Raw genomic sequence first — 24,968 nt, 5'->3', positions numbered from 1 at the left:
TCTTGTTTACAGAGCACTTGCCTGCTTTACGTCCTACGAGTTGTAAACCCGGACCCAACCTCAAGATTGCACGATAGTGAAAAGCGGTTTTGATGAGAAATGAACTTGCCGACTAATTGATATTCCAAGCGTTGATATATCAATAGATATGCGGTTTTCAAGGGTTAGATCTGACTGTGTTATGATCGTCGGGTTTTAGGGACGTATACCGAGTAACAAGGGACTGGACGAGAAGTTATGAACAGCAAAATTATTTTAGGCGTGCTTTTGATTGGGCTGTTTGTCTATCAAAAGCGTGATGCCATTGATGTCTATCTCAACCCGCCACCACCAAGTGTGATTGAACAACGTGCTGCCGAGTTTGCTGATCGCCATACAGAGCCGGTGGTTCTGTATGCCACCTCATGGTGTGGTTATTGTGCTAAGGCGCGAGCTTTGTTTGAAGAGCAGGGCATTGCGTATTTTGAATACGATATTGAAGAATCTGCGGTTGGGGATGAACAATACAAGGCATTGGGTGGTAACGGTGTCCCCTTGATGATTGTGAACAATCAGGTCATTCAAGGATTTAAGAAGAAGCGGATTCTAAGTGCTCTGAATTAAATGTTTAAGGCGATTTGAAACTAAGAAACGCCTTGGTAATTCAAGGCGTTTTATTAGCTAAAGGGTGCTGAATATTCTATTTATGGCCCTCAAATGAGTGCGCTATACCTTTCGGGCTTTGTATACTTTTGAAGATGTGGCTAAGGCCGCTTGTAGTCGTTTCGTTTGGCTTATAAATGTGACAATCGAAGCAATTTAATAGATCGCCACTCTTAGATACATCCCCCCCTTGAACGGTTGTTTCCATCAAGGTATTGGTAAGCTCCAACGACCCGCGTTGATTATCTGCCACTGACGAAGGTTCTTTTACGTCATTCAACCATAACCCACCGGCAATGTAGTAATTTTTTAAGACCGGTTCACTGTCAAAATAATTACTGGCGGTCATTGCCTTGTTTAACTGATTGATCGCATCGATATTGAGGTCGTATTTGTTTTCATCATAAGGAACGCCTTGTGAATTTTTATAGTAAAGCGGGTTTGAAGCATCAGAACCATCCGGGAATACGCGGCAAATTTCAGTAGGCCCACCTGTTAGATTATTGGTTTCTGGTGCCTCATTAAAGTTACAGGCCGGATCTGTATAGTGACCTTTTACTAAGCTTCTGTAACAAGCCTGGCTGGTAAATGAGAAGTTGCTTTTATAGGCTTTAGGTTGGCAATCCGGATTGTTATCCACATGTTCATAACTTCCCCACATCATCTCTGGGTGGTTTTTCGTTGATTGAATGATATGAATGCCAGCCAACCCAAGCGTCACGTTTTCCAGGTTTCTCTGTTGACCATCAGCACTGGTAATTGCGAGGTCTCTGGTGATGTTAACGTATCGGCTTTTGTCATAGTCGGAGATGATCCGCCATGCCATCTTGAGTTCAATGGTACCTACCGGCAGATCCCCTTGCTTAGGGGCGTTACAGAGTTCACGGGTAAAATGAACGGAGTAATAAACAACGTTTTTATTCTGGTCATAAATGACAGCATTACCTTTCGCTTGATTTATGCTCACCGATAAATCATTTGGTTTATCCGTACATGAGGCGCCCGTATTTGCATAGTTATAAACAGGGAACTTATCGATGTTTTCGAAGTTCCATGTTTGGGTGTCTTTATTCTTACTCAGGAAGTAAATGAAAGACTGTAAAGAAAACTTATAAAAGTCGCAGAAGGTGTCTGTTGATGCGATTTCAGTGGGTAATTGGGGATTTTTAAGCCAACTAGGGTCAGGGAGGCAAGCCTCCATATTGGGTGAATACTGAGCGTTGGCGTTATCCATCTGACCGGTGTTTTCCGTTTCGGAGGGTTGATCCGACTGTGTTTGTTGCCCGTTACAGCCTAACAAAAGCAGTGTTAATACTGCCACAGCAATGTATTTCACATATGAATCCAAGCTTTTCATGATTTTTATTCCTTTAATCTATCGATTTGAGCAATTGCTATTTCCTTGAACCTTTTGTTCAGAGGTTCCCTAGGTTCAAAGGAAGATACGTCAAAGACGTGAAGTGGGAGCTGTGAGTAAGATTGGAAGATGAATAGATAAAAGGGTATTACATGGTATTACAGCGAATCCGCAGGCTCCCTAGAGGTTCAGGCTTATCTATTCGTTACTGTGCTATAGGATAGAAGCATTCTATGTATTAAATACTTGATTAAAATACTCGGTTATTGACTTCGGTCATAAGCTAAAAATTACTATTAGGTATGATCTAATCTTGATCTTCTTTCTGGATGGCTTATGACATACACCTCTCCTCAAACGACACCTCAAGCATTGGCAGGTGATGAGTTATTGAAGACAAGCAAACCACTACCGGGTGATTTGGCGATTTGGTTTTTCATCCTGGCGGAATTGGCGGTGTTCTCTATTTTCTTTGTGGCCTATGCCTTTGTTCGTCTTAACAACTTGGAGATGTTTCAGGAAGGCTTTCATCATCTCAACAGAACTGCTGGTGTGATTAACACCTTGGCGTTAATCACCAGCAGCTACTTTGTTGTTCGGGCAGTGATTGAAGCGCATCAAGGCAATCAAAGAGGGTGTTCTCGTTGGCTGAATTGGGCGCTGGTGTGCGGTGCTGTGTATGTGGTGGTGAAACTTTGGGAGTATTCGGAAACATTAGATGCGGGCTTTAGCCTCCATACCAACACCTTTTATATGTTTTATTTCTTCCTGACGTTTTTCCATTTTGCGCATGTGTTATTGGGCATGGTGGTTTTAGCCATCTTGTCGTTCAAGTCTCGTCAGGGCGCCTATTCTGGTGAGGAAGTGGCGGTCGTTGAGAGTGGTGCTTCGTACTGGCATATGATCGATCTGCTTTGGATCATTCTCTTCCCTCTGGTTTATGTACTGCATTAAGCAGGAATTACGATCTGAACGGGAATTACGATCTGAACGAGAGTATCACCTTGGAGGAAAACGATGGCGGATTTGTCTGATAGAAATACTGAGCAGAGTGTGATCAGTGTTAAGAAAGTCACTTGGGTTTGGTTCTTTCTCGTGCTCGCCACCTTATTAGCGGCGGTGATTGGCAGTGCCGGTCATGCCGGTATGTTAGGCGCAGTGGTTACCTTGGGCTTGTTGATTGCTAAAAGTCAGCTGGTGGTCGATCACTTTATGGAGTTAAGGCATGTCGATTGGCATTGGCGATTGCTGTTGTCGGCTTATTCTGTGGTCATAGGCGGTTTGGTGTTATTGGCTTACTGGATGAGTATTTCGGCATAAGCCGCATTAAATATGCTAAAGCCGTATTTAATATGCAAATAAAGTGCACCACTATTGAAATCAGAGAGCCTCAAACCGTTTGATAATTTTTTTAGAGGCTCTCGTCTGTGCAGTTATCCAGTTATTGTTTGTTACGTTTGTTCCTCCTTAGGCTGGTGCCAATCACACTTTTCATCGTTGCTAAATCAAAGCGCATCATGATCGGGAGCGATTTCCCGTCACGCCAGTTTGGATTGTAGCGTTCGTATTCCTTCCTCAGCTCCGTAACCCCTTTAGAAGCCGCTTTTTCTTCTGCTTGAGGCACGCCCATATTGCAGATCAGCTTTTCGTTGGTATCCCAATTATTGCCATTCAGATTGGCTGCCAGTGCTTCTAACATTTCTTTTTCCCAAGGCTGCGCCAGGTCACCCTGAATGGTGTAAACACGACCAAAAGTTCGGCTGAGTGAGACAAAGCTGGTTGGGAAGGTAAACGCTGCGAAGTAGATGCGACGTAGGCCATATCGCCAAATAAATTTTGGCATCATCGGCCATGCAGCAGAGGTGATTTTCGGGTGCCCGCGATAAGGCGTATCCACGTAATAATACTTGGAGTGAATCATCAAGGCTTTGTGGCCGGGCTTGTTCACCGGATGAAATGAGAAGGTAAAGAAGGCGCCCATTTCATTGTCTTCTCCCCGGAAGGTAAACAGAAATGTGTCGGGACGGGTACAGTAATCTTTGAAGATGGCGTAATCCTCTTCTTCCGGAATACTCAACGTCAGAAATTTTAATCGCATCCGCCACATGTCCCTTAGCAAAGTGTCATCCGCATCCTTGCTTTCTACAACATGAGTGAACAGCTTCTTCCGTGTTTTTGAGCGCGTATCTGTTTTCTTTAGACGTTCTGTCGTTGCGCTACTGTTTTGCACTTGTGTCATGAGGCACCTCGTTTCTAGGGTGTTGTTTATAAACTCTTAGTGTTCTTTCCGTGTACTAGGTCTGTATTGCTAGCTCTGTTTTGCTGGTTCTATAACGCTAAGTAAAAGGTGAATGCTTAATGGTTAACACCAAACCTATGCTTAGCAGCGGTATGACTACGGCCGTGATCAATAAACTTGAAGCTGTGAAGGTAAGGCTGGCACTGCCATACGCTAAGTAACCCATAATCCCTCCAATCCAAGGGGTAGCACTGATCAAGGCCAGCGCTTTTTCTTCACTGAATGCGTTGCTTTTTATGTGTGTTCCTTGGATGGATACCCACTGATTTTTCAGGAAATTGATGCTCGGGGCATATCGAACAAGTGTTTCGGTGTGCACTCTATGGCCTGTCGGTTCTATGGTTCGATTGGGGGAGCAGAGATCAATGATCCAGGCACTGCCGATGCTTCGGCTGCCTGAGGAGAGGAAACGAATCATAAATGCGGCTATCCAGAAGGTTACGATGGACTCAGCCACCGACAGTAATATCAGGGCAATGGCGCCAATCAGGTTACTGAAAATCCAAAAGGCTTTGCGTCCGAAGATGTCTGAAGCATGGGAGGCACCATATATAAAGGGGATGGCGGCTAAACCCCCGATGATCGCGGTGCTGGAAATTTCGGTGGCTGAATAACCAGCATCCTTCATGATCAACGAGGTGGCCAATAACGCAATGTAATAACTCATGTACGACAACGACGCCGCTGAAATCAGTTGGTAATTCCAATGCTGCTGTTGTTTTACTCGTGGCAGATACACTGTTGATCCAACACGAGTAGGGGTCTTAATCTCGATGGTGGTTATGGACTCATCAGTGCGAACCATAAGTCCGCACACCGGCCACAACATATTGATTAGGGCGAGTGTGAAAAACAGTGCATCAAAGCCCCAGAGATCTACGATTGGCCCCGAGAATGCCCCACCGATGACCGATCCGATCGGGCTGGTGATGGCTAACAGACCCATGACTTTGCCCCGATGCTTATGATCGGTCAATTTGGCCATCATGCTATTCAATGCACTGAACCCTGCGCCCCCGAGCAACCAGATCAGGGAGGTAAACGCGACCAGCTCGTAAAGTGAGCGGGCTTGCCCAACGCAGAAGATAATCGGGATGGATAGGGCACCACTGATGACCATAATCTGTTTTGCGCTGTGCTGGGAGTGAACTGTCTTAGCCGCCACAACAGCCCCCATTGCCAGGCAGGCATAGGAGAAGGCCAGATACAACCCGATTTCAAAGTTATTCGCGCCTAACGATTCGGCATAAATGGGTAACAACGGAAGAATGCCATTCCCGCTGATCCAGATAATCGAGCTGGTGATAAACAGCGCAGTCAGTGAAAGTCGTGCTTGTGAGGTCATAAAAACATCCAAACGTAAATCGGGTACTTGTTAGTTCTCTATCGGTGTTGGAGAGCGATACCCTGTGAATGAAATCATGTTAGTCATTGAGCGAATTAGCTGCTAAGGTCGTAAATGACATAAAACATGTGAAAAGTGAAAACTGTGAATGCGCCTATAAATTCCAAACCTGCCGGTACCTCTAACCTAAGAACAGTACCTCAAGCCACTCATGAAACTGGTTCAAAACATCGGGTGCGTCCCCTGCATGTGACCGTAATGATGGCGCCGTACTCTTCTTCAAGCAGCATTACCACTACCTTGGAGATGTTTGACAGTGCCAATGCTATGGACTGGTTCAACCAACGGAGAAATAAGGAGTCTCAATCAACGCAGCTGTTTCAAATGGAAACGGCCTCGTTTGATGGCGGGCCGGTTCAATGTACCGGTGGGGTAACATTGACGCCTTCAAAGGCGCTGGATGATATCGGGCAAACCGATCTGATCATAGTGCCAGGTTTTATGTTTAACATTCTCCCGGTATTGCATACCCTTCAACCCTACAGTGATTGGCTTAAAACAAAAGCTGAGCAAGGTGCGAATGTGGCTTCTATTTGTACCGGCGCGTTTGTGGTGGCGGAAGCTGGCTTGTTGGATGGGCGATTAGCCACCACTCATTGGATGTTTCTGAGACAATTTCAGCGACGTTACCCACAGGTGATCATCAAAGATGATTATACGGTGACTGATGATCAGGGCTTTTATTGCTCGGGTGGCGCTTCATCGGCCATTGATTTGTTGATCTACTTAATCCGCTGTTTTGGCTCGCCGGAGTTGGCTTCGGAATGCTCCCGAAAATTATTGGTAGATACCAGTCGTCGCACGCAAACGCCCTATGTGCAGTACAACTTCAAGCGGAATCATGAAGATCAGGAAATTCTGCAGGTACAGGAATGGTTGGAGCAGAACTACCATCAAGACATCGTGTTTGACGATGTTGCTGTGTTATTCAACTTTGGCGTCCGCAACTTTATTCGACGTTTCAAGAACGCCACAGGGGATACGCCCAATCAGTATTTGCAGAACCTGAGAATTGAACGGGCCAAGTTCTTATTGGAAACCACCAAAAACAATTTTGACCAGATTACTTACCAAATTGGCTATGAAGACAGTAACTCCTTCCGGCGACTGTTCAAAACCCGGGTGGGTATTGGGCCAGCCGACTATCGGAAGAAGTTTCAGTTTTAATCACCCTATCAATCCAGTCGCAATCTAGCGTTTCATCTCAAAGCTAATCACTTCCGCCGCAATGTCAGGCGATGCACTGTACAGTGTGACCGCTTGATTGGCCGGGATGTGGTAACTCTCTCCGGCAATGAACCGATCAATGATTTTGCCGGGACGTCGGACTTTGATAGTGCCTTTTGCAACGTAGCCCACGACAGGTAAGTTCGGTTGGAGTTTGTGTTGAGAGTTCGGTGTTAGCTCTGTATGAAACACGTTCACTTCATCAATGGTCTGACCGGTAAGAGTGCTGTTGGTCAAACTCACTGTTGGCAGTGCCCGACGGTCGATGGCTTCAGTGGGGGGTGTTTCAAAGACGATAAATGGCTCATTCTTTTGTTGGAAATTAAAATCAATGAAGACTGCTTTGTCGGTGGCTGAGGCGTTATCAAACCGAAGAATGTTTGACCCGGTAGGCTCATAGAAGGCGTCCCCCGCTTTCAACAGCACAGGTTGTTCTCCCTCTACTTGATATAAAATCGATCCCTTTGCAACGTAGCCGATGGCGGGCGCCTGATGGGTATGTAACGGCGCTACTTGTCCTGGTAAGAAGTGGAAACTTCCTGCTTCAATCTGGACAACCTCTCTTGCATCAAAATTCGCACTAAGCAGTTTTGTTGATGTGATTTGGTGTTCTTTGCTGACTGTTGCATTGGCGTGCATGAAACTGGCAGAGACCAATACAGGAACAGCAAGGGCTACTACGTGAGTGAATGAAAGTTTCATAAGCATCTCTCTTCGATTGGTGGTTAGGATGAGAGGAGTGTAAGAGAGGACTTTCTGATAATAAATTCTCAAAAAATGCGTTACAGTTGTGCAAAAATGCACATATAAAAATCATTACCCGCTGTTTAGTCATGTGGCTTGAATCCGAATAGTTTGAATCCAAATGGCTGAATAAGAGTGGCTAAATTAAGCGTGACTAAATAAAGAGCAACGTTATGAATAATTGGGATGACATACGGTATTTCCTGGCCGTTGCCCGTAAAGGCAGCGTCTCGTCAGCAGCCAAGGTGCTGGGCGTGAATCATTCAACGGTTTCTCGTCGGATTCAGGCGTTCGAAGAAAAGCACGGTGTGCGTTTGTTTGATCGTCAACGCGACGGCTATGTGATGACGGCAGCGGCCGATGCGATTTATGAACAAGCTTTGGAGATGGAGACGCTGAGTCTCAGTGTCTCCCGGACGTTGTTAGGGCAGGATCAGCGGCTGGAAGGGGTGATCAATCTCACCATGTCTCACGATATTTATGAATGCTTATTGGCCGAACCGTTATCGCGTTTCCGAGCTCAATACCCTGGCATTAAGATCAATATGAGAGTCACCGATACCTTATTGAATATGGTGAACCGTGAAGCGGATATTTCGGTGCGTAAAACCGGTAACCCGCCTGACATGCTGGTGGGAAAAAAGGTCTGTCGAATGCAGCATGGCATCTATGCTTCAAAAGATTTTGATCTTGCTTGTCTGAAAGACCCGGATTATGTGGTTCCGATCATCGTCTGGGAGGATGAGCAGGAGACCCCGGAATGGGCGGCAACGTTGTTTCCGAACAGTGAAATCGTGATGTGGGTAGACGACCTTGCCAGTATGTACTCGGCGGTTCGATCTGGCATGGGGGTCGCCCGCATTGCCTGCTATTACCCAGAGCTATTGATGAGCGCTGGTCGTGAAACGCCGGATCAATTGATTCAGCAGTTACCTTTTGCTCAAGCGCCTTCGGAGTGGGGGGTATGGGTATTAAACCATGTGGACTTGCGTAAAACGGCACGCATACAAACCTTACGGAAATTTCTGATTAATGAGCTGGAAGGGCATCGTGCTTTGTTTGAAACCAGTCGCTACACCTGATGGTTTTGAATGTTCGACCATCAGGTGAGCCGAGTAAGTTCGATGGTTAAATCGAACTATACGTTCAACAGTAGGTGCTCGCGTTCCCAAGGGGAGATTTCACGATGGAACTGACGAACTTCTGCCAGTTTAACTTCCTCGTACACCATAGAGAAGGATCGACCTAATACCTCCCGAATGGCAGGCGCATTGTGGAACAGGTTCAGCGCATGATCGAGCGTAGTAGGAATTGCGAAGTCACTTTCTTCCAACTCACCGGTCACGGGTTTGCTGGGTTGAATTTTTTCCATGATGCCTAAATAGCCACACGCGAGACTGGCCGCAATGGCTAGATAGGGATTGCAGTCCACACCAATCACCCGATTTTCAAGGCGACGATCCTGAGCACCAGAGACGGGAACGCGCAAACCTGTGGCTCGGTTGTCGTATCCCCATTCCACATTGGTGGGTGCACTGGAATTGGTATCGGATTCAAAGCGACGGTAGCTGTTCACATACGGCGCGATCAGAGGCATCACCAACGGCATGTACTTTTGACTGCCCCCGATGAAATGCATAAAGGTTTCAGTGGCATTGCCATCAGTATCGCTGAAGATGTTATTACCGCTTTCCATATCCACCACACTTTGATGAACATGCATCGCAGAGCCGGGTTGTTCCTTCATCGGTTTCGCCATGAAGGTGGCAAACATCCCATGATTCAGTGCCGCTTCCTTAATGATACGTTTGAAGAAGAACACCTGATCGGCTAAATGCACCGGATCACCATGAGTGAGATTGATCTCTACCTGGCCGGCACCGTCTTCCTGAATCACGGTATCAATGGTTAAGCCAGCATCTTCGGCGTAGTTGTAGATGGTATCAATCACCGGGCCATACTCGTCCACGGCAGACATTGAGTAGGATTGACGCCCGGCACCTTGTCGACCGGTTCGACCGATCGGTGGTTGAATTGGCTCATTGGCATCCAGATTCGGATTAATCAAATAAAATTCCAGCTCAGGCGCAACAACGGGCTCCCAGCCTTGTTTTCGGTATAGCTCGATGACATGTTTTAAGACGTTTCTGGGGGCCAGTTCCACCGGCTTACCATCCCGATAAAACAAATCATGAATGACCTGCAAGGTCGCTTCTTTAGCCCAAGGCACAGCTTTGGCGGTGCTCATGTCCGGCTTAAGAACAATATCGCTTTCGGCCCATTGGTCGTCGATGTCCAGCTCGACGTCTTCGCCGGTAATGGTTTGATAAAAGATGGAGATGGGCAGGTAGGTTTCATGGTCAGGACTGAACTTCTTAATCGGCATCGCCTTACCACGTGACATACCGGCCAGATCAGGAACGATACACTCAACCTCATCCACATTACGGCCATTTTGATAGGTCTGGAAGGCATCGGGTAATTCTGTCAGCCAATGTTGGTTTCGAGAACTCATTTGGATTCCTTATTATTCGAGCTGATACCAAAAACAATGCACTGAGTGTAACACCGATTGATTGCGTGTGTTTAATATTTTTTACGTTGGTGTTTTATATTTGTGGTTGGCGAGCATTTAGAGGTGATGTTTACCAAAAAGGTTTTTTATTCTGATAGGGCTCAATTTTTGACTGCAGATCGGAACTGACCGGGTGTTAGTCCCGTCCATTTTTTGAAGGTGCGATTCATGTGGCTTTGGTTACTGAATCCGCATTCCTGTGCAATTTGGCTCAAGGCGCTGTTAGTCGCTAAGTTCTTTTTCACCGCTTCGACGCGCACGTGATTCACGTAATCGTTTGGCGTGAATCCCGTGGATTGTTTGAACATACGAAGCAGGTGGAAGTCACTGAGATTCGCCTGATCGGAAAGATCCGCAATGGAGATGCTCTGATCGAAGTGCTGATGAATATAGTCTTTCACCAGAATAAGTGCTTTGGGGCTTAGGCCCCCCGTTAATTTCAGATGCTTGTTCAGGCAATACTGAGTGTCGGATAACAGGTATCGGAAGATTTCTAACGTATTCTGCTGATAGCAAAGTGAGGATGTATCTGACGTTAAAAACAATTGGCGAGCCAACGCCACGAGTTGTTGATCATCATGGAAGGTCAATTCAGGAATCTCAATTAATCGAGGTTCCATATCCAGGGTGGTACTTGCAAATTGTTTGATCGATTCGTCACTGAAGTATAGGTGTGCGAATTTAAAGGGGGAGGTAATCTCCCACACAGAGTGATGGTACTGAGGGAATAAGCAGAGACTGCCGGAATGACCATGACCGCTTTGAATATCAAGTCGTTTGGAACCTTCCCCACCTTCCAGATAAAAGCTCAGGGTATGTACCTGATCTGCGTTATAGACCACCCGATCTTGGGTATTTGCCCAGTAAGCCACTTTTAAGTGTTGGTTGATGTCTTGGTTCGCCAAGAGTTCAGCATTGGACTTGTCCAAACTATCAAATACGGATTCCTGGCTGACTTTATTCATGATGTGTCTCGTTACTGAAGTGAGGGAGTAATCCCACCTTCTTTAAGAGTACTCATGAGCTCTTGCTCTCACAAGTATCCAGAAAATAAAACCGCAATATTGTGCAAAAACAGGGAGTAGTGCGTGTGTCCGATAGCACGCTAACACAGGTTCTGTTTCGTTCGGCCGTAGCAGATACTGTGTTTCGTAGTGTCCCAATATAAGCAACATTCTGTTTAGAGCAGTTACTCAGTTGTGGTGTAGGAAATTGACTACTCTTAAACAGATTAATAATTGATAGCTGTTTGATTTTGTTACTAATAAATTAAGGGTGAACTATGAAATATTCGAGCATGCTTAAAGCGCTGGCATTGACCCCTCTACTGGTTTCGGGAGGCGTACTGGCGGATGAAGCAGCTGCCAAAAAGTGGGTGACCGACGAGTTTAAAACTTCGACTCTCTCCCAGGCAGAGCAGATGGAAGAAATGAAATGGTTCATCAATGCGGCCAAGCCGTATAAAGGAATGAAAATCAAAGTAGTTTCTGAAACCATTGCGACTCACGTGTATGAGTCAGAAACCCTTGCAAGGGCCTTTACCGATATCACCGGTATTGAAATTGAGCACGTATTAACGGGTGAAGGTGATGTAATCGAGCATCTTCAACAACAAATGTACACTGGTGAAAACATTTTTGATGCTTACATCAATGATTCCGATTTGATCGGAACACACAGCCGTTACGGCGAAGTGATTGCTTTGTCCGATTTTATGACCGGCGAAGGAAAAGCAGTGACCTTACCAACGTTGGATATTGATGACTTTATTGGTCTCGATTTCACCAAAGGGGTGGATGGAAAACTTTACCAACTCCCGGATCAACAATTTGCCAACCTCTATTGGTTCCGTGCCGATTGGTTTGAACGGGACGATTTAAAAGCCAAGTTTAAAGCCAAGTATGGCTATGAATTAGGGGTGCCGGTGAACTGGTCCGCCTATGAAGACATCGCCGAGTTCTTTACCAACGATGTGGGTGAGATTGACGGCGTGAAAGTCTACGGTCACATGGACTACGGTAAAAAACACCCGTCGTTAGGTTGGCGTTTCACTGATGCCTGGTTGTCTATGGCCGGAGCTGGGGACAAAGGTATTCCAAACGGTACACCAGTCGATGAATGGGGTATTCGAATGGAAGACTGCCATCCGGTTGGTTCGTCTGTAGAGCGCGGCGGAGCGACTAATGGCCCGGCTGCGGTGTATTCGATCACCAAGTACATTGAGTGGTTGGATAAGTATGCACCACCAGGGTCACGAGAAATGACCTTCAGTGAAGCCGGTCCGATTCCATCTCAAGGGAACATCGCCCAACAAATGTTTTGGTACACCGCCTTTACCGCTGACATGATCAAAGAAGGTTTGTCTGTAGTGAATGCCGATGGCACACCAAAATGGCGTATGGCACCGTCACCTCATGGTGCCTATTGGGAAGAAGGCCAGAAGTTAGGTTATCAGGACGCCGGTTCCTGGACATTACTCAAAAGCACACCAGAAAAACGTCGCCAGGCGGCTTGGTTGTATGCTCAATTTACGGTTTCCAAAACCGTTTCTTTGAAGAAAACCCTTGTTGGACTAACGCCGATTCGTGAGTCGGATATTCAATCGCAAGCCATGTCGGATGTGGCACCAAAACTGGGTGGACTGGTTGAGTTCTATCGCAGTCCGGCGCGTAAAGCCTGGACGCCAACCGGGGTCAACGTGCCGGATTACCCTAAACTCGCGCCTCTTTGGTGGAAAAATATCGGGGACGCTTCCAGTGGTGCCAAGACACCTCAAGAAGCGATGGACAGTTTGGCTAAAGATCAGGATAAGGTTTTGCGGAAGTTAGAACGTTCCGGCGCGCAAAAGGCGTGTGCACCTAAGTTGGCTAAGAAGAAAGACCTGAAGGGTGCTGATTTCTGGCTCAGCCAACCGGGCGCACCAAAAGCCAAGTTAGCCAATGAAAAGCCTCAAGGTATCACGGTTGCTTACGATAAGTTATTACAGGCTTGGAAAGCAGGTCGTGCTATGTAAGGCGACTGTTCCTCTCATATATTGTTGGATAGTTTTGTCTAAAGTACTTAAAAACTAAGCACTTAAAAGCCATCCAACAAACAGGCTATCCTTCGGGATGAAAGGGCTGAATAGGGCACTTTATGAAGTTATCGGTTGGGTTAAAGATTGGCGGCGGCTTTATAGCTGTCCTGGTTATGTTATTGATTGCTGGTGGCTTTGGTTTCAAAGGGGCCATTAAACTCGGCAACAATGTGGATTACTTATCTCAGACGGCCTGGCCTTTAGCTCAAACGTCTAATACCTTATCGGCAACGCTTCAACAACAAGCTTCTCTGGTCACTGAAATCATCGAAACCAGAGATGAGGTCGACACTACTAAAAAAACCGAGCTGACTAGCCTGACCTCTCAGGCTCAAGAATTACTCACCCAACTGAAACAGTTTGATCTGGTTTCGGAAGAAATGATCAATGCCTTGGATCAACGGTTTTCTTCCTTTTCAAGCAGTCAGGACAGTTTACTCAATCGTCACGCCAGTTTCGTTAAGGCCCGTAAGGATGCGTTTTCCGGGTTCAATAAATTTGAAAGCTATATGGATTTATTGCAGTTCTATAACAATCAGATCTTTTCTTTACCGAAAGTATCGGCAGACGATAAATGGGAATTGCAAACCTATTTCTTCCAGTCGAAAGCGGCGCTTGCTAAGCGATTTTTCTATCTGCAGCGTTATTTAGGTGGCGATGCACCCGAAGAAATGCTCGATAAGATGGAAGGCTCCTGGGATGATTTATCGGATGAAACCGAATACCTGGGGGAATTGGAATTTCTGGAGAACACCATCAAGTCCGGTGAGTATCAAGGTCAGACCTATGTGGATGTGTTGAATTCGCTATTGGAATCCCACCGCAAAGAGTTTGATCAGTTAGTGAGTGATCACAAGGCGTTTGTCCAAGCTAAAGCCGCTTATCTCAAAGTCGCCATCGACTTTAATGGCTATCTTAAAAATGCCAAAACCACTTTGGATAAGGTGGTGGCGGATGAGACCGAAGGAGCCGCAGACACCAAGTTTGGCGTTTACCGTTCCATCACTATTGCTTTGGTTGTCGGATTCCTGATTGCTGTTGCAGCGACGGCTCTGTGTCTGATTTCGGTAGTGAAACCCATTAAAGTGGTGGGGCACCGGATGCAGGACATTTCATCCGGCCGAGGTGATCTAACCAAAACCATCAACTTTAAAGGCAACGATGAAGTGGCTCAGATGGCCGACAGTTTTAATAAATTTGTCGGAACCATTCGCAATACCGTATCCAAGATCATCGACCGTGCCGAAGACCTCACGAAAACAGCGGTTCAGTTAAAGTCCCAGGCGGAATCCACCAGTGAAGCCACTGCCGAACAGCGGGAAGGTAGTGAACAAATTGCTGTTGCGTTGAATGAGATGAGTTCGGCGGTTCAGGAAGTGGCTCGAAATGCCTCCGAGGCTCAGTCAGCGACCCAATGTGCGGATGATAAAGTAACTGAAAGCCAGCGAGTGGTTCATCTGAACCGACAAGCCATCACTGACTTATCGGGTGAGATTGAATCGGCCTCTGACGTAGTACGTAAATTAGCCGAAGAAAGTGAGTCTGTAGGTTCTATTTTGGACGTGATTAAGGGCATCGCTGAACAGACGAACTTATTGGCCTTGAATGCCGCTATTGAAGCTGCCAGAGCGGGGGAGCAAGGGCGAGGCTTTGCGGTGGTGGCAGATGAAGTTCGCACCTTGGCGCAACGCACGCAAGATTCTACCAATGAAATTCAAGCCGTGATTGAAGGTTTGCAGGCTCGCTCCAATGAAGCTGTGAGTGTGATGAAAAACAGCCGGGAACGCGCAGAAAACAGCGTGGGTAATGCGGAAACGATCGATGGCTTGTTGAATGAATTGCGTGAACAAGTGAATCACTGCTTATCTATGAATATTCAGATTGCCACGGCAGCAGAACAGCAAGTCAGTGTCACCGAAGAAATTAACCGTCATGTGAATCAAATCAGTGATCTTTCCGGAACCGCTGCCGAAGGGGCGCGTGCCAATATGGAAACCAGTCAGGAAGTGGCCCATTTGGCGGATCAGCTCACCAACATGACCAGTCGTTTCAAGGTCTGATATCGGGTCGCCTTCCTACCACTCAAAACGGGCTTTGGGTAAATAACCGCAAGATTGTGCAATACCTCCCTCTGGTGCTTTGTCATCATAAAGCTCTATAGGGAGGAATTCTCATGACACTATCTTTATATGCATTAACCGTTTTAATCTGGGGCAGTACCTGGCTGGCAATTTATTTCCAATTGGGCGAGGTGCCCGTCAATGTATCTGTATTTTATCGCTTCGCTTTAGCTGCCATTTTGCTACTGCCGTGGATGTGGATTACCGGCAAACTTCAAAAGACGGATCGCAGTGATCACAAGTTTATGATGCTGCAAGGCGCTTGTTTATTCTCGCTGAACTTCATCTGTTTTTATAACGCCACTCAATACATAACCAGTGGTTTAGTGGCTGTGGTGTTTTCACTGGCAACGCTCTACAACGCCGTAAACAATCGTGTTTTCTGGAAAGAAGCGATTCCATCCAAAGTCATTCTTGCGGGGGTAATCGGTACGTCTGGTTTGATTCTGTTGTTTTTGCCGGAACTGATGGAAAGCCAAAATGGCGGTGGTGTATCCACCGATACTCTGAAAGGGTTATTGCTGGCCGCACTGGGCACGTACTTCTTCTCGTTGGGGAATATGATTTCGAAACGACACAGCTTGAAAGGCGTAAAACCATTAACGACCAATGCCTATGCAATGGCGTATGGCTCTTTCATTCTGATCGGTATCTTAATCGTCACCGGCCAACCGTTAGTGATGGATACCCGACCTCAGTACCTAGGTGCGCTGGTGTACCTCAGTGTGTTTGGGTCAATCGTCGGTTTCACTGCTTACCTAACCTTGGTCGCGCGCCTTGGGGCCAATAAGGCGGCTTATGCCACTGTGATGTTCCCGGTGGTGGCCTTGCTTCTGTCCAGCTGGTTTGAGAGCTACCAGTGGCAAGTAACCAGCTTTGTCGGCTTAGGCTTAACCATGATTGGTAATGTAATCATGAACCTGGACATGGAGAAGTGGTTTAGACGAGGCTTAATTGCAGATTAACCATACTTTAATTTATCGTTTCTTTAAAAAATACAATATTGGTCGATACTTAACCTAAGAATAAAAAACTTAGGTGAGTAAAGATGAATTTCCAGAACATTCGTTTTAAATATGCAGCAGCTTTTTGCGCGATTGCGGTAGTAATGTGTATCACTGGGATCATTAGTTTTAAATTAATTAAAACTCTAAATCATTCCTCAGGTGAGCTTTCACAGAAGTTTAATCCTGCAATTTCTGCTGTTATCAATGCTGATCGTGATCTTTATCAGGCGCGTGTTGCAGAGCTCAATGTGTTACTTCATAAAAGCAAACTGTCTGATGCAAAGGCCTCTTACGAGGAGAATGCTCAACAGGCTTATGATCGAATGCACACGCTAATGAAACTACTTGCGGATTACCCGGAAGTAACGTCAAAACTCGAAGGATTTGAGCGCGCATTCAATGCCTGGAAGAGTGCCAGTAGCAAGGTCTTTGAAATGGTTCAAAGTGGTGATACCGAAGGTGCGTTGTCGGTAAGCGATGGGAATTCAAAGACGACCTTTGGGGTTTTACGGGACTTTTATGATATCGCCGGGGAGGCCGCTGATAAGACCGGATCAGAACTCGGTGAAAGTGTGCTTGCAAAAGTTGATGCGAATTCCACTCGAGTCCTTGTGTTCATCGTAATTACCGTTTTACTGACACTTGGTGTCGGGATTTACGCCCCAAGGGTTATGTCAGATTCATTGTTTCAGCTGGCCAATGAATTAAAAGGGTTGAACAGCGGGGACGGTGATCTGACTCGTCGTATTCGTTCAAAACGTAAGGATGAAATCGGGTACCTTGCAAACGAAATCGATGCGCTTTTTGATGGTTTGACTGAGCTTATTCGCGGCATTGTTAATCAATCCGCTACGGTTATGAGCAATGTTGAGCAAATGGACGCTGGTTCTCAAGGTATTGAGCAAGCGAGTAAAGATCAGCTTGAATCTATCGAATTGATTGTTACATCCGTCAATGAGATGTCTGTTGCCATTCGTGAAGTAGCGGAAAATGCTCAGTTAACCGCGAATGAAATCACCGAAGTGAATAAATTATGCACTGAAGGAAAAAACATTACTGATGAGGCTGTTGATCAAATTCGTGATGTGTCTAACACCGTAAGTAATGCGTCAAAAGCTATGGAAGAATTGTCTGAAAGTTCAGATAACATTGCGTCTGTTTTAGGTGTAATTCGGGGTATTGCCGAACAGACGAATTTACTGGCATTGAACGCTGCAATTGAGGCGGCTCGTGCAGGTGAACAAGGAAGAGGATTTGCGGTGGTAGCCGATGAAGTTCGTTCCTTAGCAAGTAAAACCCAACAATCCACCGATGACATTCAGGTAATGATCGAAGCCTTACAGAAAGGTGTCAGAGATGCGGTAACGGCTATTGATAGCGGTTTAGCCTCTGTTAATTCATCGGTTGAAAAGTCTGAATCAACGCTTGGTGCGCTAGACAGTATTGTCGAGGCGGCGCATCGTGTCTCAGACGCTTCTGTACAAATTGCAACCTCAACAGAGCAACAAAGCCACGTTGCTGAAGATGTAAACATTAACTTGGTGAAATTGTCTGAATTAGGACAGACCAGTCATCAGCATTCCTCACAAAATAATAAGTTGTCGAGTACAGTGGCTGCGGTTACCAGAGAGCTCAGTAATTCGGTGAATCGTTTCAAACTTTCGTAGACGTGTCAGGAGCATATCATCGAGTGTTTACACTGCCGGCGATTAATGCCCCAGATGATTCCTTCACCGGCTTAGAAAAGCCATTTTAAAGGTTGCGGTAATTCCATGACGCGTCGCCGCTACCTTATGAAATTCCTTTAAAACATAAAGAGGGCAGTTAAAGTACGAACCCGTTTCTTAACTAGGGATTCGTAAACCCGTCTTTTGAAATGATTACATCATCATAATCTATATTGAACGATTCCGAGCCACCCTGTGACCAGCCGAACAGTCCAAGGTGATCGATGTATGAACTGTTGCTGTAATGGCGATTAAAGACGCCTTTGGCATCGACGTATACCTTGTTGTCTATCTCCAAGTAGATCTCACCGTTAGCCACTTCATTTTCTGCAGTTGAGCCACTATTAAATTTGAAGTGCATTTTAAAGATATGCCATTCAGTTCCCCAATCGGTTGAACTGAAGGCTTGATTCTGTGGTGTTTTAACCATTGCACTGCCATAGCTTCGGCCAATCAGTTCAGGTGAGGTTCCGGATAGGGTAATGATGTTTTGAGTATCGTTGGTAACGGTAGAGCCATCACCAAAGCTGACGGAATAGAGGCTGCCATTATCTATGCCTGTATAATCTAGTCCATATGTAACATCAGCGTAGCCACCGTTAACGTTTTCACCAAAGATCTTGAGGAACTTCAAACCATGGGTCGCGTTTGGCATACGTGCTTTAAACTGGACAAACACCTCGCTTAATTGTTCTTCGATCAGATATTTGTTAAACCAGATGTAACTTTCGCCGGTTGGAATGGGGTATTGACCTGCTGCATAGCCATTTTCAAAGCTCAGTTGTGCGCCTTGCTGTGCACCTGTTGTCCAGCCATCAGGTGCTTGAAGATCATTAAAGTTCTCATAAGCGAGCACAGTTGTTGCAGAAGATAGCTCGGCGTTTCGAAGTGCTATGTTACTGAATCGGCTGTTAGATTGTGGGCTAGCATTGTCTTCATCGTTGATGAACACCATTCGGTTGAACTCACCGGTAAAGTACTCTCCAACAGGAATGGTAACGTGTTCAGTTTGCAAACCTGAATACTGATAGGCTCCGGTGATTCCCCAGTTTTCACTGCCAAAAATCTGGAAGCTACGATCAGCGCTTGGCGAATTGTCGGTATCAAAGCCAATGGCGTGAATTTCGCCTTCTGCATCACTTTGAAAGTCAAACTCCAAAACGGTGTCTGGGGTGATGGTGATATTTTGATTAACTTTTTGCCAACGGTTGCCACTCATGACGAGTTGAGTGCCATCGGCTGAGATTTCAACGTTTCCGCTGGTGTCCTCACCTTCTCCATAGCTTGTGAAGAACAAGGTGTTCAGGTCTAACGTTGTTGAGGCGTCAGAGGTATTGTCTTGATTCGTTGAGTTACCTTGATCTGTTGAATTACCTTGGCTGGTCGAATCGTTCTGATTAGTATCGGAAGCTTCACCGGATGGGCTTGAACCTGAGCCTCCGCCACCACAGGCGGTGAGTAATACGAGTGAGGAAACGAATAGCGTTGTCTTCAAATGACTGAGCAATGAATACGGTTTGAGTGCCTCGGTGACTTCAGGTGCTTTCGGACGATATGGCGTTGAAAGGTTCATTTGCATACTCCATTGCAATAAAGAAAGGCGCGGATGATTCTCCAAGGCGCGTGATTAGGAATACAGCAATTCTAGATGGCGCTTGTCATTGATAATGTGAAGAGTTGTAAAACTGTGAAGAGCTACTGATAAATTTGAACTTTGGGATAGGAACGCGCCCAAAAGAAAAGGGCTTTCCTGTTGGAAAGCCCTCTGGGTTGTGTCACTCGGTCGTCAAAAGAGGTTTGATGACATGTCTAACTACCGATTCTCCAACCGGTTGTAATCAAGCAGACCTGCGGTTTTCGGTTGGTCTTTTAAATACTGTTGGTGAATACGGTCACTGTGTGCCCAGAAGTCAGGATTGGTACGGCGAATACCAAAGGTATCCATCAACTGATCGTAATCGTCTTCTGTTTTGAGATTGGATACAGCGGTAATGAATTGATCCAGATTTTCTTCCTTAACATGCCAGTAGGCGGCTGGATAGCTGCCGGTAATACCTTTATTAACGGTTAGATAATCTTCTTCAGGCAAGCGATTGTCGTCTTCGAATAATAGACTGTCGATGTTGCTGTGACCGCTGTTTCTGAGAATGGTGTATAGGCTCAAGTTGTTACCGTTTTTAATCGAAAGCACGCCCATTTCGGGCATCAGTGTTGGAGCGCCACTTGGGAGGGTGTGCAGCTTAGCCAGCTTGCTATCCAAGTCTGAATTGGTCAGATTGTGTGAGCTGGTTTGTAACTGTCCTAGCTTGGCTTTCGCCATGTTCAGTAACTCGGATTTTGGTGTGTCGGTTTTAAAGTCAATGTTGGTTTTTACATCGAAGTTAACGCGCGGGCCGAAGACAAACTCTTTCACTTCTTGCTGAGAGTTTCGATACCAATATCGCCACAGTTTCTTACGTTCTTCGGCCGGAAGTAGTGACAGGAAGTTGCCTTCACCTTCCATGCGTAAGAAGTCCATGTACAAGCGGGTATTCATTTGATGGCCGATGTTGCCGAACACATCGTATTCCGCAACCAGTAAATAATGGATGCGTTCAAGCAACGGGTAATCGATCAACCAGGTGGTTTTCGGTTCCTGGCCGACCAAGCCTTTTAACACGGTGGAACTGTCAAAATGGCGGAAGATAGTTAATGTGGCATTGTCGTTATGGCTGTCGCCATCCCAAATAAGATCAAGATTTAGTTTTTCCTCTTCACTCAAATGCTTGATTAGTTCCAGTTTGTTATTGAGGTATGTTTTTTGTGTGACAGAGAATGACACCCAGTTGGTTACGATGCCGGCGTTGCTTTGCTTTTCACCGGGTAAGACCAGGTTCTCTTGTTGACTGGCCACCAGTTTGTCCATGCCTTCCGGGTTCAGATCCGGGTCCACAAACAGTACCCAGAAGTGATCATCAATCACATTCAGTGCAATCTGGCCGCGACACACCGGGCCTTTGATGAAGCCCATAATAGTGAACTGGGATTCTTCCAGCATAAAGCGATAACGCGAACGGCTTGGAATGGCTTCAAAGGCTATGAATGGGTTTGCAGCAACTTCCGGCTCATAGCCTGGTAATGACTCTACTGTGTACTCAGGCTCAATAAACAGCGTCTTGATCCAGTTCATTCGTTGAGAGTCCAGCGAATAAGGCATGTGCGTTTTTGCCAGAATGCTTTCTTGTTCGCGTTCTAAGCGATAGTAGACGCGCTGAATGCCTGGGTCATCGTATGGGCGACGAGTTCTGACATGATTAATCGGCGAGCCGGGTGGTGTCGAAGAGCGCACCATCTTAAAGTACTCACGATGTTTTGAGTCTTTGTTCTCATCCAATTCAGCAAAATACAAATGCCCTAAATAGAGGTGCTCGTAGACATAGCGAGCCATCAATTGATGTTTCAGATCTTCCTGATTGAGAAAGGCTTCCCATTGTGCAACTTGATCAGTGTATGGCTTGGTCAATTTAGGCTTATTCGCCATGTTTGCGCCATCGGCTAACCACTTGGTAAGAACGCCGTATTCCTGTTTCGATATGGCAGGTAAGCCATACGGCATACCGTGGCTTGGGTTCTCTGCAAGATAATCCTGAGACTCCGCAGGTGAAGGGCACTGATTTGGATTGTTCAACCCCAGTGGAATGTCGTCACCCAAACGTTCAGCATTAAAAGCCGGTTGTTTCTGCTTTTGGCTAATGAACTGGAACAGCAAACTGGCTTGCAGGTTCACCGTTGGTGTTTGAGTTCGTTCATTCAAAACGGGATGGAACCCTTTCTGACGCCATTCGAAGGTATTATCGGCATCGATGCCTAAGCGAGTCGGTTCGCTGGCTAGAATTCGTGTTCCGTCATACACCACATCTTTGCTGGCACCACGGTCAATTCCAGCAGGCGACGTTAACTTTAATTGACAGGGCGCATCGTAGCAGCCATGACAGACCACGCAACGCTGCTCAATAATCGGTTGAACATCATGTAAGAAGTATTGACCAGCGGTAGAGTCCGGCTCCACAACTCGGTTCTTAGGGGCGCTTTGGCCATAGAGTTCAACCAACGGATCATACTGAGTAATACCAACACCCGCACACCCGGCTAACAATAAAACAAACCACTGCCAGTGAAACTTCAATTTCAATAAACGCATAACAATCTATCCCTGATAAATGGGCTTTTCGGACTCTAAAAGCGCACATTCTGGCACATTAAAAACGAATTGAAAGGGATAAAAGTTGCTATTTTGTAAGTGGAAAAAGACGAAAAATTACAGCCAACAAGCGAACAGCTAAAGTCCCTATATATGGGAGGTTAGGGGGTTTTTGGAGTTGAAAAGTGGAACGGGTGTGTTCTTAAATTTTTTGCACTTCCAATTCAATTGAATCCGTCAATCCATGATCATCCGTCACTGTGAGCAAGTAGTGACCCGGTTTGGCGTTCCAGAACAACGGCTTGTTGGGTGTGGATTTTCCAATAAAGCTACCATCCAGAAACCAGTAGGCGTGTTTAACGTCGGCATCGAGAATCGCTTCAAAGGGCAGTTGTTCTTCATCTTCAGTCAGGAAATACACTAAGCCTTTCACGGGTGTGGTGATGCGCGGTGGTGTAGCATCGGCGCTGAGTTGTTCCAGCTGGCAGTCGGCTTCGTATTCCGGTGGTTGTTTGCGCTGGATGCCGGCCATTTGGAAGAGTCGGGATAAGTCACTCGGCCAGAACTCATAGACATCGAGACGAGTTTTACCGGGCTGATGACGGCAGGCGCGTTTTCCGCTTTGGATGTTTACTGGTACGGCTCGGAACACATTGCCGGTTTTAATCGGTGATACGCCGGGAATAAACCAGCTTTTGACGGTCATTGGGCAATGCTTACCGGGTAGGAATCCTGTGGCTTCACAGATATCGACTTTCTTCACGTTTAATCCGAGCTGTTCCGGTGGTAGTGTCAGATCCACTGGGTTCGACTCTTTGGTTCTTCTAACTTTAGGACTTTGAACTCTAGCACTTTGAACTTTAGTACTTTGAAGGTCCCTGAATATGTTGAAGAACAGCGGTGCGGCGGCTTTACGTCCGACCAAGTTCGGGTTGCCTTCACCATCGAAATTTCCTACCCAGACTGCCAGTACATATTGATCATCAAAGCCCACTGACCAGGCATCCCGAAAGGCGAAAGAGGTGCCGGTTTTCCAGGCAATGGGGTTGTTTGATGATGAACCATCCGTGAGTGATGCATTGGTTGCTTTGGATAGGACACGCTGATCCGTCGCCGGGTTTTGACTGAGCATTTGGTAGGTCAGCCAAGCACTTTCTGGTGTCAATAGCGTGTTCTCTTTCACTCGAAGAGCTTGAGAGTGAATGAGTTGTTCCGATTGAAACTTGCCAAGGTTTGCCAGCATCGCATAAAGACGTACAAGTTCTAACATACTGGTTTCCATGCCGCCTAACACGGTGGACAAACCGTAATGGTTGCGGGCTTTCATATCGGTTACGCCAGCTTGCTCTAATAGCTGATAGAGATTAGGCGTGTTCAATTGGGCGGCTAAACGAATGGCCGGCACATTCCGGCTGGTAATCAAGGCATTGGTGGCGTTGATTGGCCCTGCATAGGCTAAGTCGTAATTCTCTGGTGTGTAGGCGGCAAAACGACTCGGGGTGTCTTTCAATAGAGAGAGCGGATGGATCAAGCCTTGATCCATCGCCAAGGCATAGACGAAGGGTTTCAATGTCGAGCCCGGTGATCGCTTGGCGGTGACGCCATCCACCTGACCGGAGATCTCATCATCAAAAAAGTCTGCAGAGCCGACCCAGGCTTCCACTTCCATCGTGTGATGATTCAGCAGAAGTACTGAGGCGTTTCGATAACCCAGCGTTTGAGTGTTGGATAAATAGCGATCCACCCAAGCTTCTAACCGCTTTTGTTGAGGGAGTTTGATGCTGGTAAGAAGTCGATTCTGAGCGTAAGGCCGGGTTTGTTGGAGGTGATTGACAAAGTGAGGCGCTTCGAACGGCAGTTGTCGAGGGGAACGGAAGTGTAATGGCAGATCAAACCATTGGGTGAGCTGCTTGTTTTTACCGTACGTATCTTCCCCGTATTCCTCTTGCCAAAGTTGAAGTAGGCGAGCACGTGCTTCCATCAAGTGGGTATAGCCTGTTGTTGTCAACGGGCTACGTTTTGACGGGTTTTGCGGAATCACCGCCAAGGCCATGGCTTCTGCAGTATTGAGTTGCGCGGCGGGTTTGTTGAAGTAGATCAGACTGGCCGCTTCGATGCCTTCGATGTTACCGCCGTAGGGCAGATGATTCAGGTAGGCGGTCAAAATCTCTTGTTTGCTGTAGTGGGCTTCAATCCATAAGGCATAGAGCATCTGTTGCATCTTGCCGGGGATGTGAGAAGAATCGATGCCCGTGCTCATCCGAGCCACTTGCATGGTGATGGTGGAACCACCAATCTGGCGATTCTTCACCACGTAGGTATGCCAGAAGGCTCGCCCAATGGCACTGAAATCTACGCCTGAATGATCATAGAAGTCTTTGTCTTCGTATAGCAGCGCGGCTTGAATCAGCGCGTCAGAAACGTCTTCGAGTTGGGTTTCTAAACGGTAGGTCTCATCGTCGGCCAGGGTGAGACGAAGCAGTTGGCCGTCTTGATCGAGATAGGCGGTTGACCAGGTTTGCCATTCGAATAACTTAGGTGCTGGCAAACAGTAGAGGACGAACAGCAGTAAAAAGTGAAGTGTAAAAAAGAGCAAGGGTAGCCCAAGG

At 46.5% G+C, this 24,968-nt stretch carries 18 protein-coding genes; 9 read left to right on the top strand and 9 right to left on the bottom strand.

From position 1 onward, the window contains the following. Positions 1 to 237 precede the first annotated feature (237 nt). On the top strand, positions 238 to 603 hold the full coding sequence (locus QQL66_RS07940; protein ID WP_284380572.1) for a glutaredoxin family protein: 366 nt from the start codon (positions 238 to 240) through the stop codon (positions 601 to 603). Between the two features lie 76 nt (positions 604 to 679). Here the strand turns inward: QQL66_RS07940 and QQL66_RS07935 are convergent, their stop codons facing one another. Further along, complete coding sequence (locus QQL66_RS07935; RefSeq protein WP_284380571.1) at positions 680 to 1,999, bottom strand: hypothetical protein; 1,320 nt, start codon at positions 1,997 to 1,999, stop codon at positions 680 to 682. Positions 2,000 to 2,335: 336 nt separating this feature from the next. Here QQL66_RS07935 and QQL66_RS07930 point away from each other — a divergent pair, with 336 nt between their 5' ends. Next, positions 2,336 to 2,953 carry a cytochrome c oxidase subunit 3 family protein gene (locus QQL66_RS07930; protein ID WP_284380570.1) on the top strand — a complete coding sequence of 206 codons (618 nt, stop codon included), beginning with the start codon at positions 2,336 to 2,338 and terminating at the stop codon, positions 2,951 to 2,953. 63 nt (positions 2,954 to 3,016) lie between these two features. Next, complete coding sequence (locus QQL66_RS07925) at positions 3,017 to 3,319, top strand: cytochrome C oxidase subunit IV family protein (RefSeq protein WP_284380569.1); 303 nt, start codon at positions 3,017 to 3,019, stop codon at positions 3,317 to 3,319. Between the two features lie 121 nt (positions 3,320 to 3,440). Here QQL66_RS07925 and QQL66_RS07920 read toward each other — a convergent pair whose 3' ends face one another. Further along, a complete protein-coding gene (locus tag QQL66_RS07920; RefSeq protein WP_284380568.1) occupies positions 3,441 to 4,238 on the bottom strand; it encodes a hypothetical protein in 798 nt (265 codons plus the stop codon). Positions 4,239 to 4,335: 97 nt separating this feature from the next. Beyond that, positions 4,336 to 5,643: an MFS transporter gene (locus QQL66_RS07915; RefSeq protein ID WP_284380567.1), complete on the bottom strand. Its 1,308-nt coding sequence runs from the start codon at positions 5,641 to 5,643 to the stop codon at positions 4,336 to 4,338. Positions 5,644 to 5,787: 144 nt separating this feature from the next. On the opposite strand from QQL66_RS07915, the gene QQL66_RS07910 reads away from it, so the two are divergent. Next, positions 5,788 to 6,870: a GlxA family transcriptional regulator gene (locus QQL66_RS07910; protein WP_284380566.1), complete on the top strand. Its 1,083-nt coding sequence runs from the start codon at positions 5,788 to 5,790 to the stop codon at positions 6,868 to 6,870. A 24-nt stretch (positions 6,871 to 6,894) separates the two neighbouring features. Here the strand turns inward: QQL66_RS07910 and QQL66_RS07905 are convergent, their stop codons facing one another. Further along, a complete protein-coding gene (locus tag QQL66_RS07905) occupies positions 6,895 to 7,632 on the bottom strand; it encodes a cupin domain-containing protein (RefSeq protein WP_284380565.1) in 738 nt (245 codons plus the stop codon). A gap of 215 nt (positions 7,633 to 7,847) precedes the next feature. Here QQL66_RS07905 and QQL66_RS07900 point away from each other — a divergent pair, with 215 nt between their 5' ends. Continuing rightward, entirely contained in the window at positions 7,848 to 8,756 is a 909-nt protein-coding gene (locus QQL66_RS07900) for a LysR family transcriptional regulator (RefSeq protein ID WP_284380563.1), read from the top strand. Positions 8,757 to 8,812: 56 nt separating this feature from the next. Here the strand turns inward: QQL66_RS07900 and QQL66_RS07895 are convergent, their stop codons facing one another. Continuing rightward, entirely contained in the window at positions 8,813 to 10,189 is a 1,377-nt protein-coding gene (locus QQL66_RS07895; protein ID WP_284380562.1) for a glutamine synthetase family protein, read from the bottom strand. A 161-nt stretch (positions 10,190 to 10,350) separates the two neighbouring features. After that, positions 10,351 to 11,214, bottom strand: coding sequence for a helix-turn-helix transcriptional regulator (locus QQL66_RS07890; protein ID WP_284380561.1), 864 nt, complete (start codon positions 11,212 to 11,214; stop codon positions 10,351 to 10,353). 317 nt (positions 11,215 to 11,531) lie between these two features. Between QQL66_RS07890 and QQL66_RS07885 the strand changes: the two genes are divergently transcribed. The 4 genes from QQL66_RS07885 (at position 11,532) to QQL66_RS07870 (ending at position 18,119) form a co-directional block, all read left to right on the top strand. After that, positions 11,532 to 13,262, top strand: coding sequence for an ABC transporter substrate-binding protein (locus QQL66_RS07885; RefSeq protein WP_284380560.1), 1,731 nt, complete (start codon positions 11,532 to 11,534; stop codon positions 13,260 to 13,262). 122 nt (positions 13,263 to 13,384) lie between these two features. Beyond that, positions 13,385 to 15,385, top strand: a complete 2,001-nt coding sequence (locus tag QQL66_RS07880) for a methyl-accepting chemotaxis protein (protein WP_284380559.1) — start codon at positions 13,385 to 13,387, stop codon at positions 15,383 to 15,385. 113 nt (positions 15,386 to 15,498) lie between these two features. After that, on the top strand, positions 15,499 to 16,410 hold the full coding sequence (locus QQL66_RS07875) for a DMT family transporter (RefSeq protein ID WP_284380558.1): 912 nt from the start codon (positions 15,499 to 15,501) through the stop codon (positions 16,408 to 16,410). An 83-nt stretch (positions 16,411 to 16,493) separates the two neighbouring features. Next, the gene (locus QQL66_RS07870) at positions 16,494 to 18,119 is read left to right on the top strand and encodes a methyl-accepting chemotaxis protein (RefSeq protein WP_284380557.1); all 1,626 of its coding nucleotides are present in this window, start codon (positions 16,494 to 16,496) and stop codon (positions 18,117 to 18,119) included. Positions 18,120 to 18,300: 181 nt separating this feature from the next. On the opposite strand, the gene QQL66_RS07865 is transcribed toward QQL66_RS07870, so the two are convergent. The 3 genes from QQL66_RS07865 to pbpC form a co-directional block, all read right to left on the bottom strand. After that, positions 18,301 to 19,752 (bottom strand): hypothetical protein, encoded by a 1,452-nt coding sequence (locus tag QQL66_RS07865; protein WP_284380556.1) that lies wholly within the window; start codon positions 19,750 to 19,752, stop codon positions 18,301 to 18,303. Positions 19,753 to 19,992: 240 nt separating this feature from the next. Then, on the bottom strand, positions 19,993 to 22,359 hold the full coding sequence (locus QQL66_RS07860; protein WP_284380554.1) for a fatty acid cis/trans isomerase: 2,367 nt from the start codon (positions 22,357 to 22,359) through the stop codon (positions 19,993 to 19,995). A gap of 202 nt (positions 22,360 to 22,561) precedes the next feature. After that, entirely contained in the window at positions 22,562 to 24,955 is a 2,394-nt protein-coding gene (pbpC, locus tag QQL66_RS07855) for a penicillin-binding protein 1C (protein ID WP_284380553.1), read from the bottom strand. Positions 24,956 to 24,968 lie beyond the last annotated feature (13 nt).

The organism is Litoribrevibacter albus, from assembly GCF_030159995.1.
Taxonomy (GTDB): domain Bacteria; phylum Pseudomonadota; class Gammaproteobacteria; order Pseudomonadales; family Litoribrevibacteraceae; genus Litoribrevibacter; species Litoribrevibacter albus.
Note: the sequence above shows the minus strand (reverse complement) of the source record. Positions and strands in the feature narration are given on the sequence as shown.

What these genes read in the sequence shown, in the direction of transcription:
- QQL66_RS07890 (WP_284380561.1), bottom strand. Translation starts at nt 11,214, where the DNA reads ATGAATAAAGTCAGCCAGGAATCCGTATTTGATAGTTTGGACAAGTCC.
- QQL66_RS07935 (WP_284380571.1), bottom strand. Translation starts at nt 1,999, where the DNA reads ATGAAAAGCTTGGATTCATATGTGAAATACATTGCTGTGGCAGTATTA.
- QQL66_RS07870 (WP_284380557.1), top strand. Translation starts at nt 16,494, where the DNA reads ATGAATTTCCAGAACATTCGTTTTAAATATGCAGCAGCTTTTTGCGCG.
- QQL66_RS07940 (WP_284380572.1), top strand. Translation starts at nt 238, where the DNA reads ATGAACAGCAAAATTATTTTAGGCGTGCTTTTGATTGGGCTGTTTGTC.
- QQL66_RS07895 (WP_284380562.1), bottom strand. Translation starts at nt 10,189, where the DNA reads ATGAGTTCTCGAAACCAACATTGGCTGACAGAATTACCCGATGCCTTC.
- QQL66_RS07865 (WP_284380556.1), bottom strand. Translation starts at nt 19,752, where the DNA reads ATGAACCTTTCAACGCCATATCGTCCGAAAGCACCTGAAGTCACCGAG.
- QQL66_RS07905 (WP_284380565.1), bottom strand. Translation starts at nt 7,632, where the DNA reads ATGAAACTTTCATTCACTCACGTAGTAGCCCTTGCTGTTCCTGTATTG.
- QQL66_RS07860 (WP_284380554.1), bottom strand. Translation starts at nt 22,359, where the DNA reads ATGCGTTTATTGAAATTGAAGTTTCACTGGCAGTGGTTTGTTTTATTG.
- QQL66_RS07900 (WP_284380563.1), top strand. Translation starts at nt 7,848, where the DNA reads ATGAATAATTGGGATGACATACGGTATTTCCTGGCCGTTGCCCGTAAA.
- QQL66_RS07930 (WP_284380570.1), top strand. Translation starts at nt 2,336, where the DNA reads ATGACATACACCTCTCCTCAAACGACACCTCAAGCATTGGCAGGTGAT.
- QQL66_RS07875 (WP_284380558.1), top strand. Translation starts at nt 15,499, where the DNA reads ATGACACTATCTTTATATGCATTAACCGTTTTAATCTGGGGCAGTACC.
- QQL66_RS07885 (WP_284380560.1), top strand. Translation starts at nt 11,532, where the DNA reads ATGAAATATTCGAGCATGCTTAAAGCGCTGGCATTGACCCCTCTACTG.
- QQL66_RS07915 (WP_284380567.1), bottom strand. Translation starts at nt 5,643, where the DNA reads ATGACCTCACAAGCACGACTTTCACTGACTGCGCTGTTTATCACCAGC.
- QQL66_RS07920 (WP_284380568.1), bottom strand. Translation starts at nt 4,238, where the DNA reads ATGACACAAGTGCAAAACAGTAGCGCAACGACAGAACGTCTAAAGAAA.
- QQL66_RS07880 (WP_284380559.1), top strand. Translation starts at nt 13,385, where the DNA reads ATGAAGTTATCGGTTGGGTTAAAGATTGGCGGCGGCTTTATAGCTGTC.
- QQL66_RS07925 (WP_284380569.1), top strand. Translation starts at nt 3,017, where the DNA reads ATGGCGGATTTGTCTGATAGAAATACTGAGCAGAGTGTGATCAGTGTT.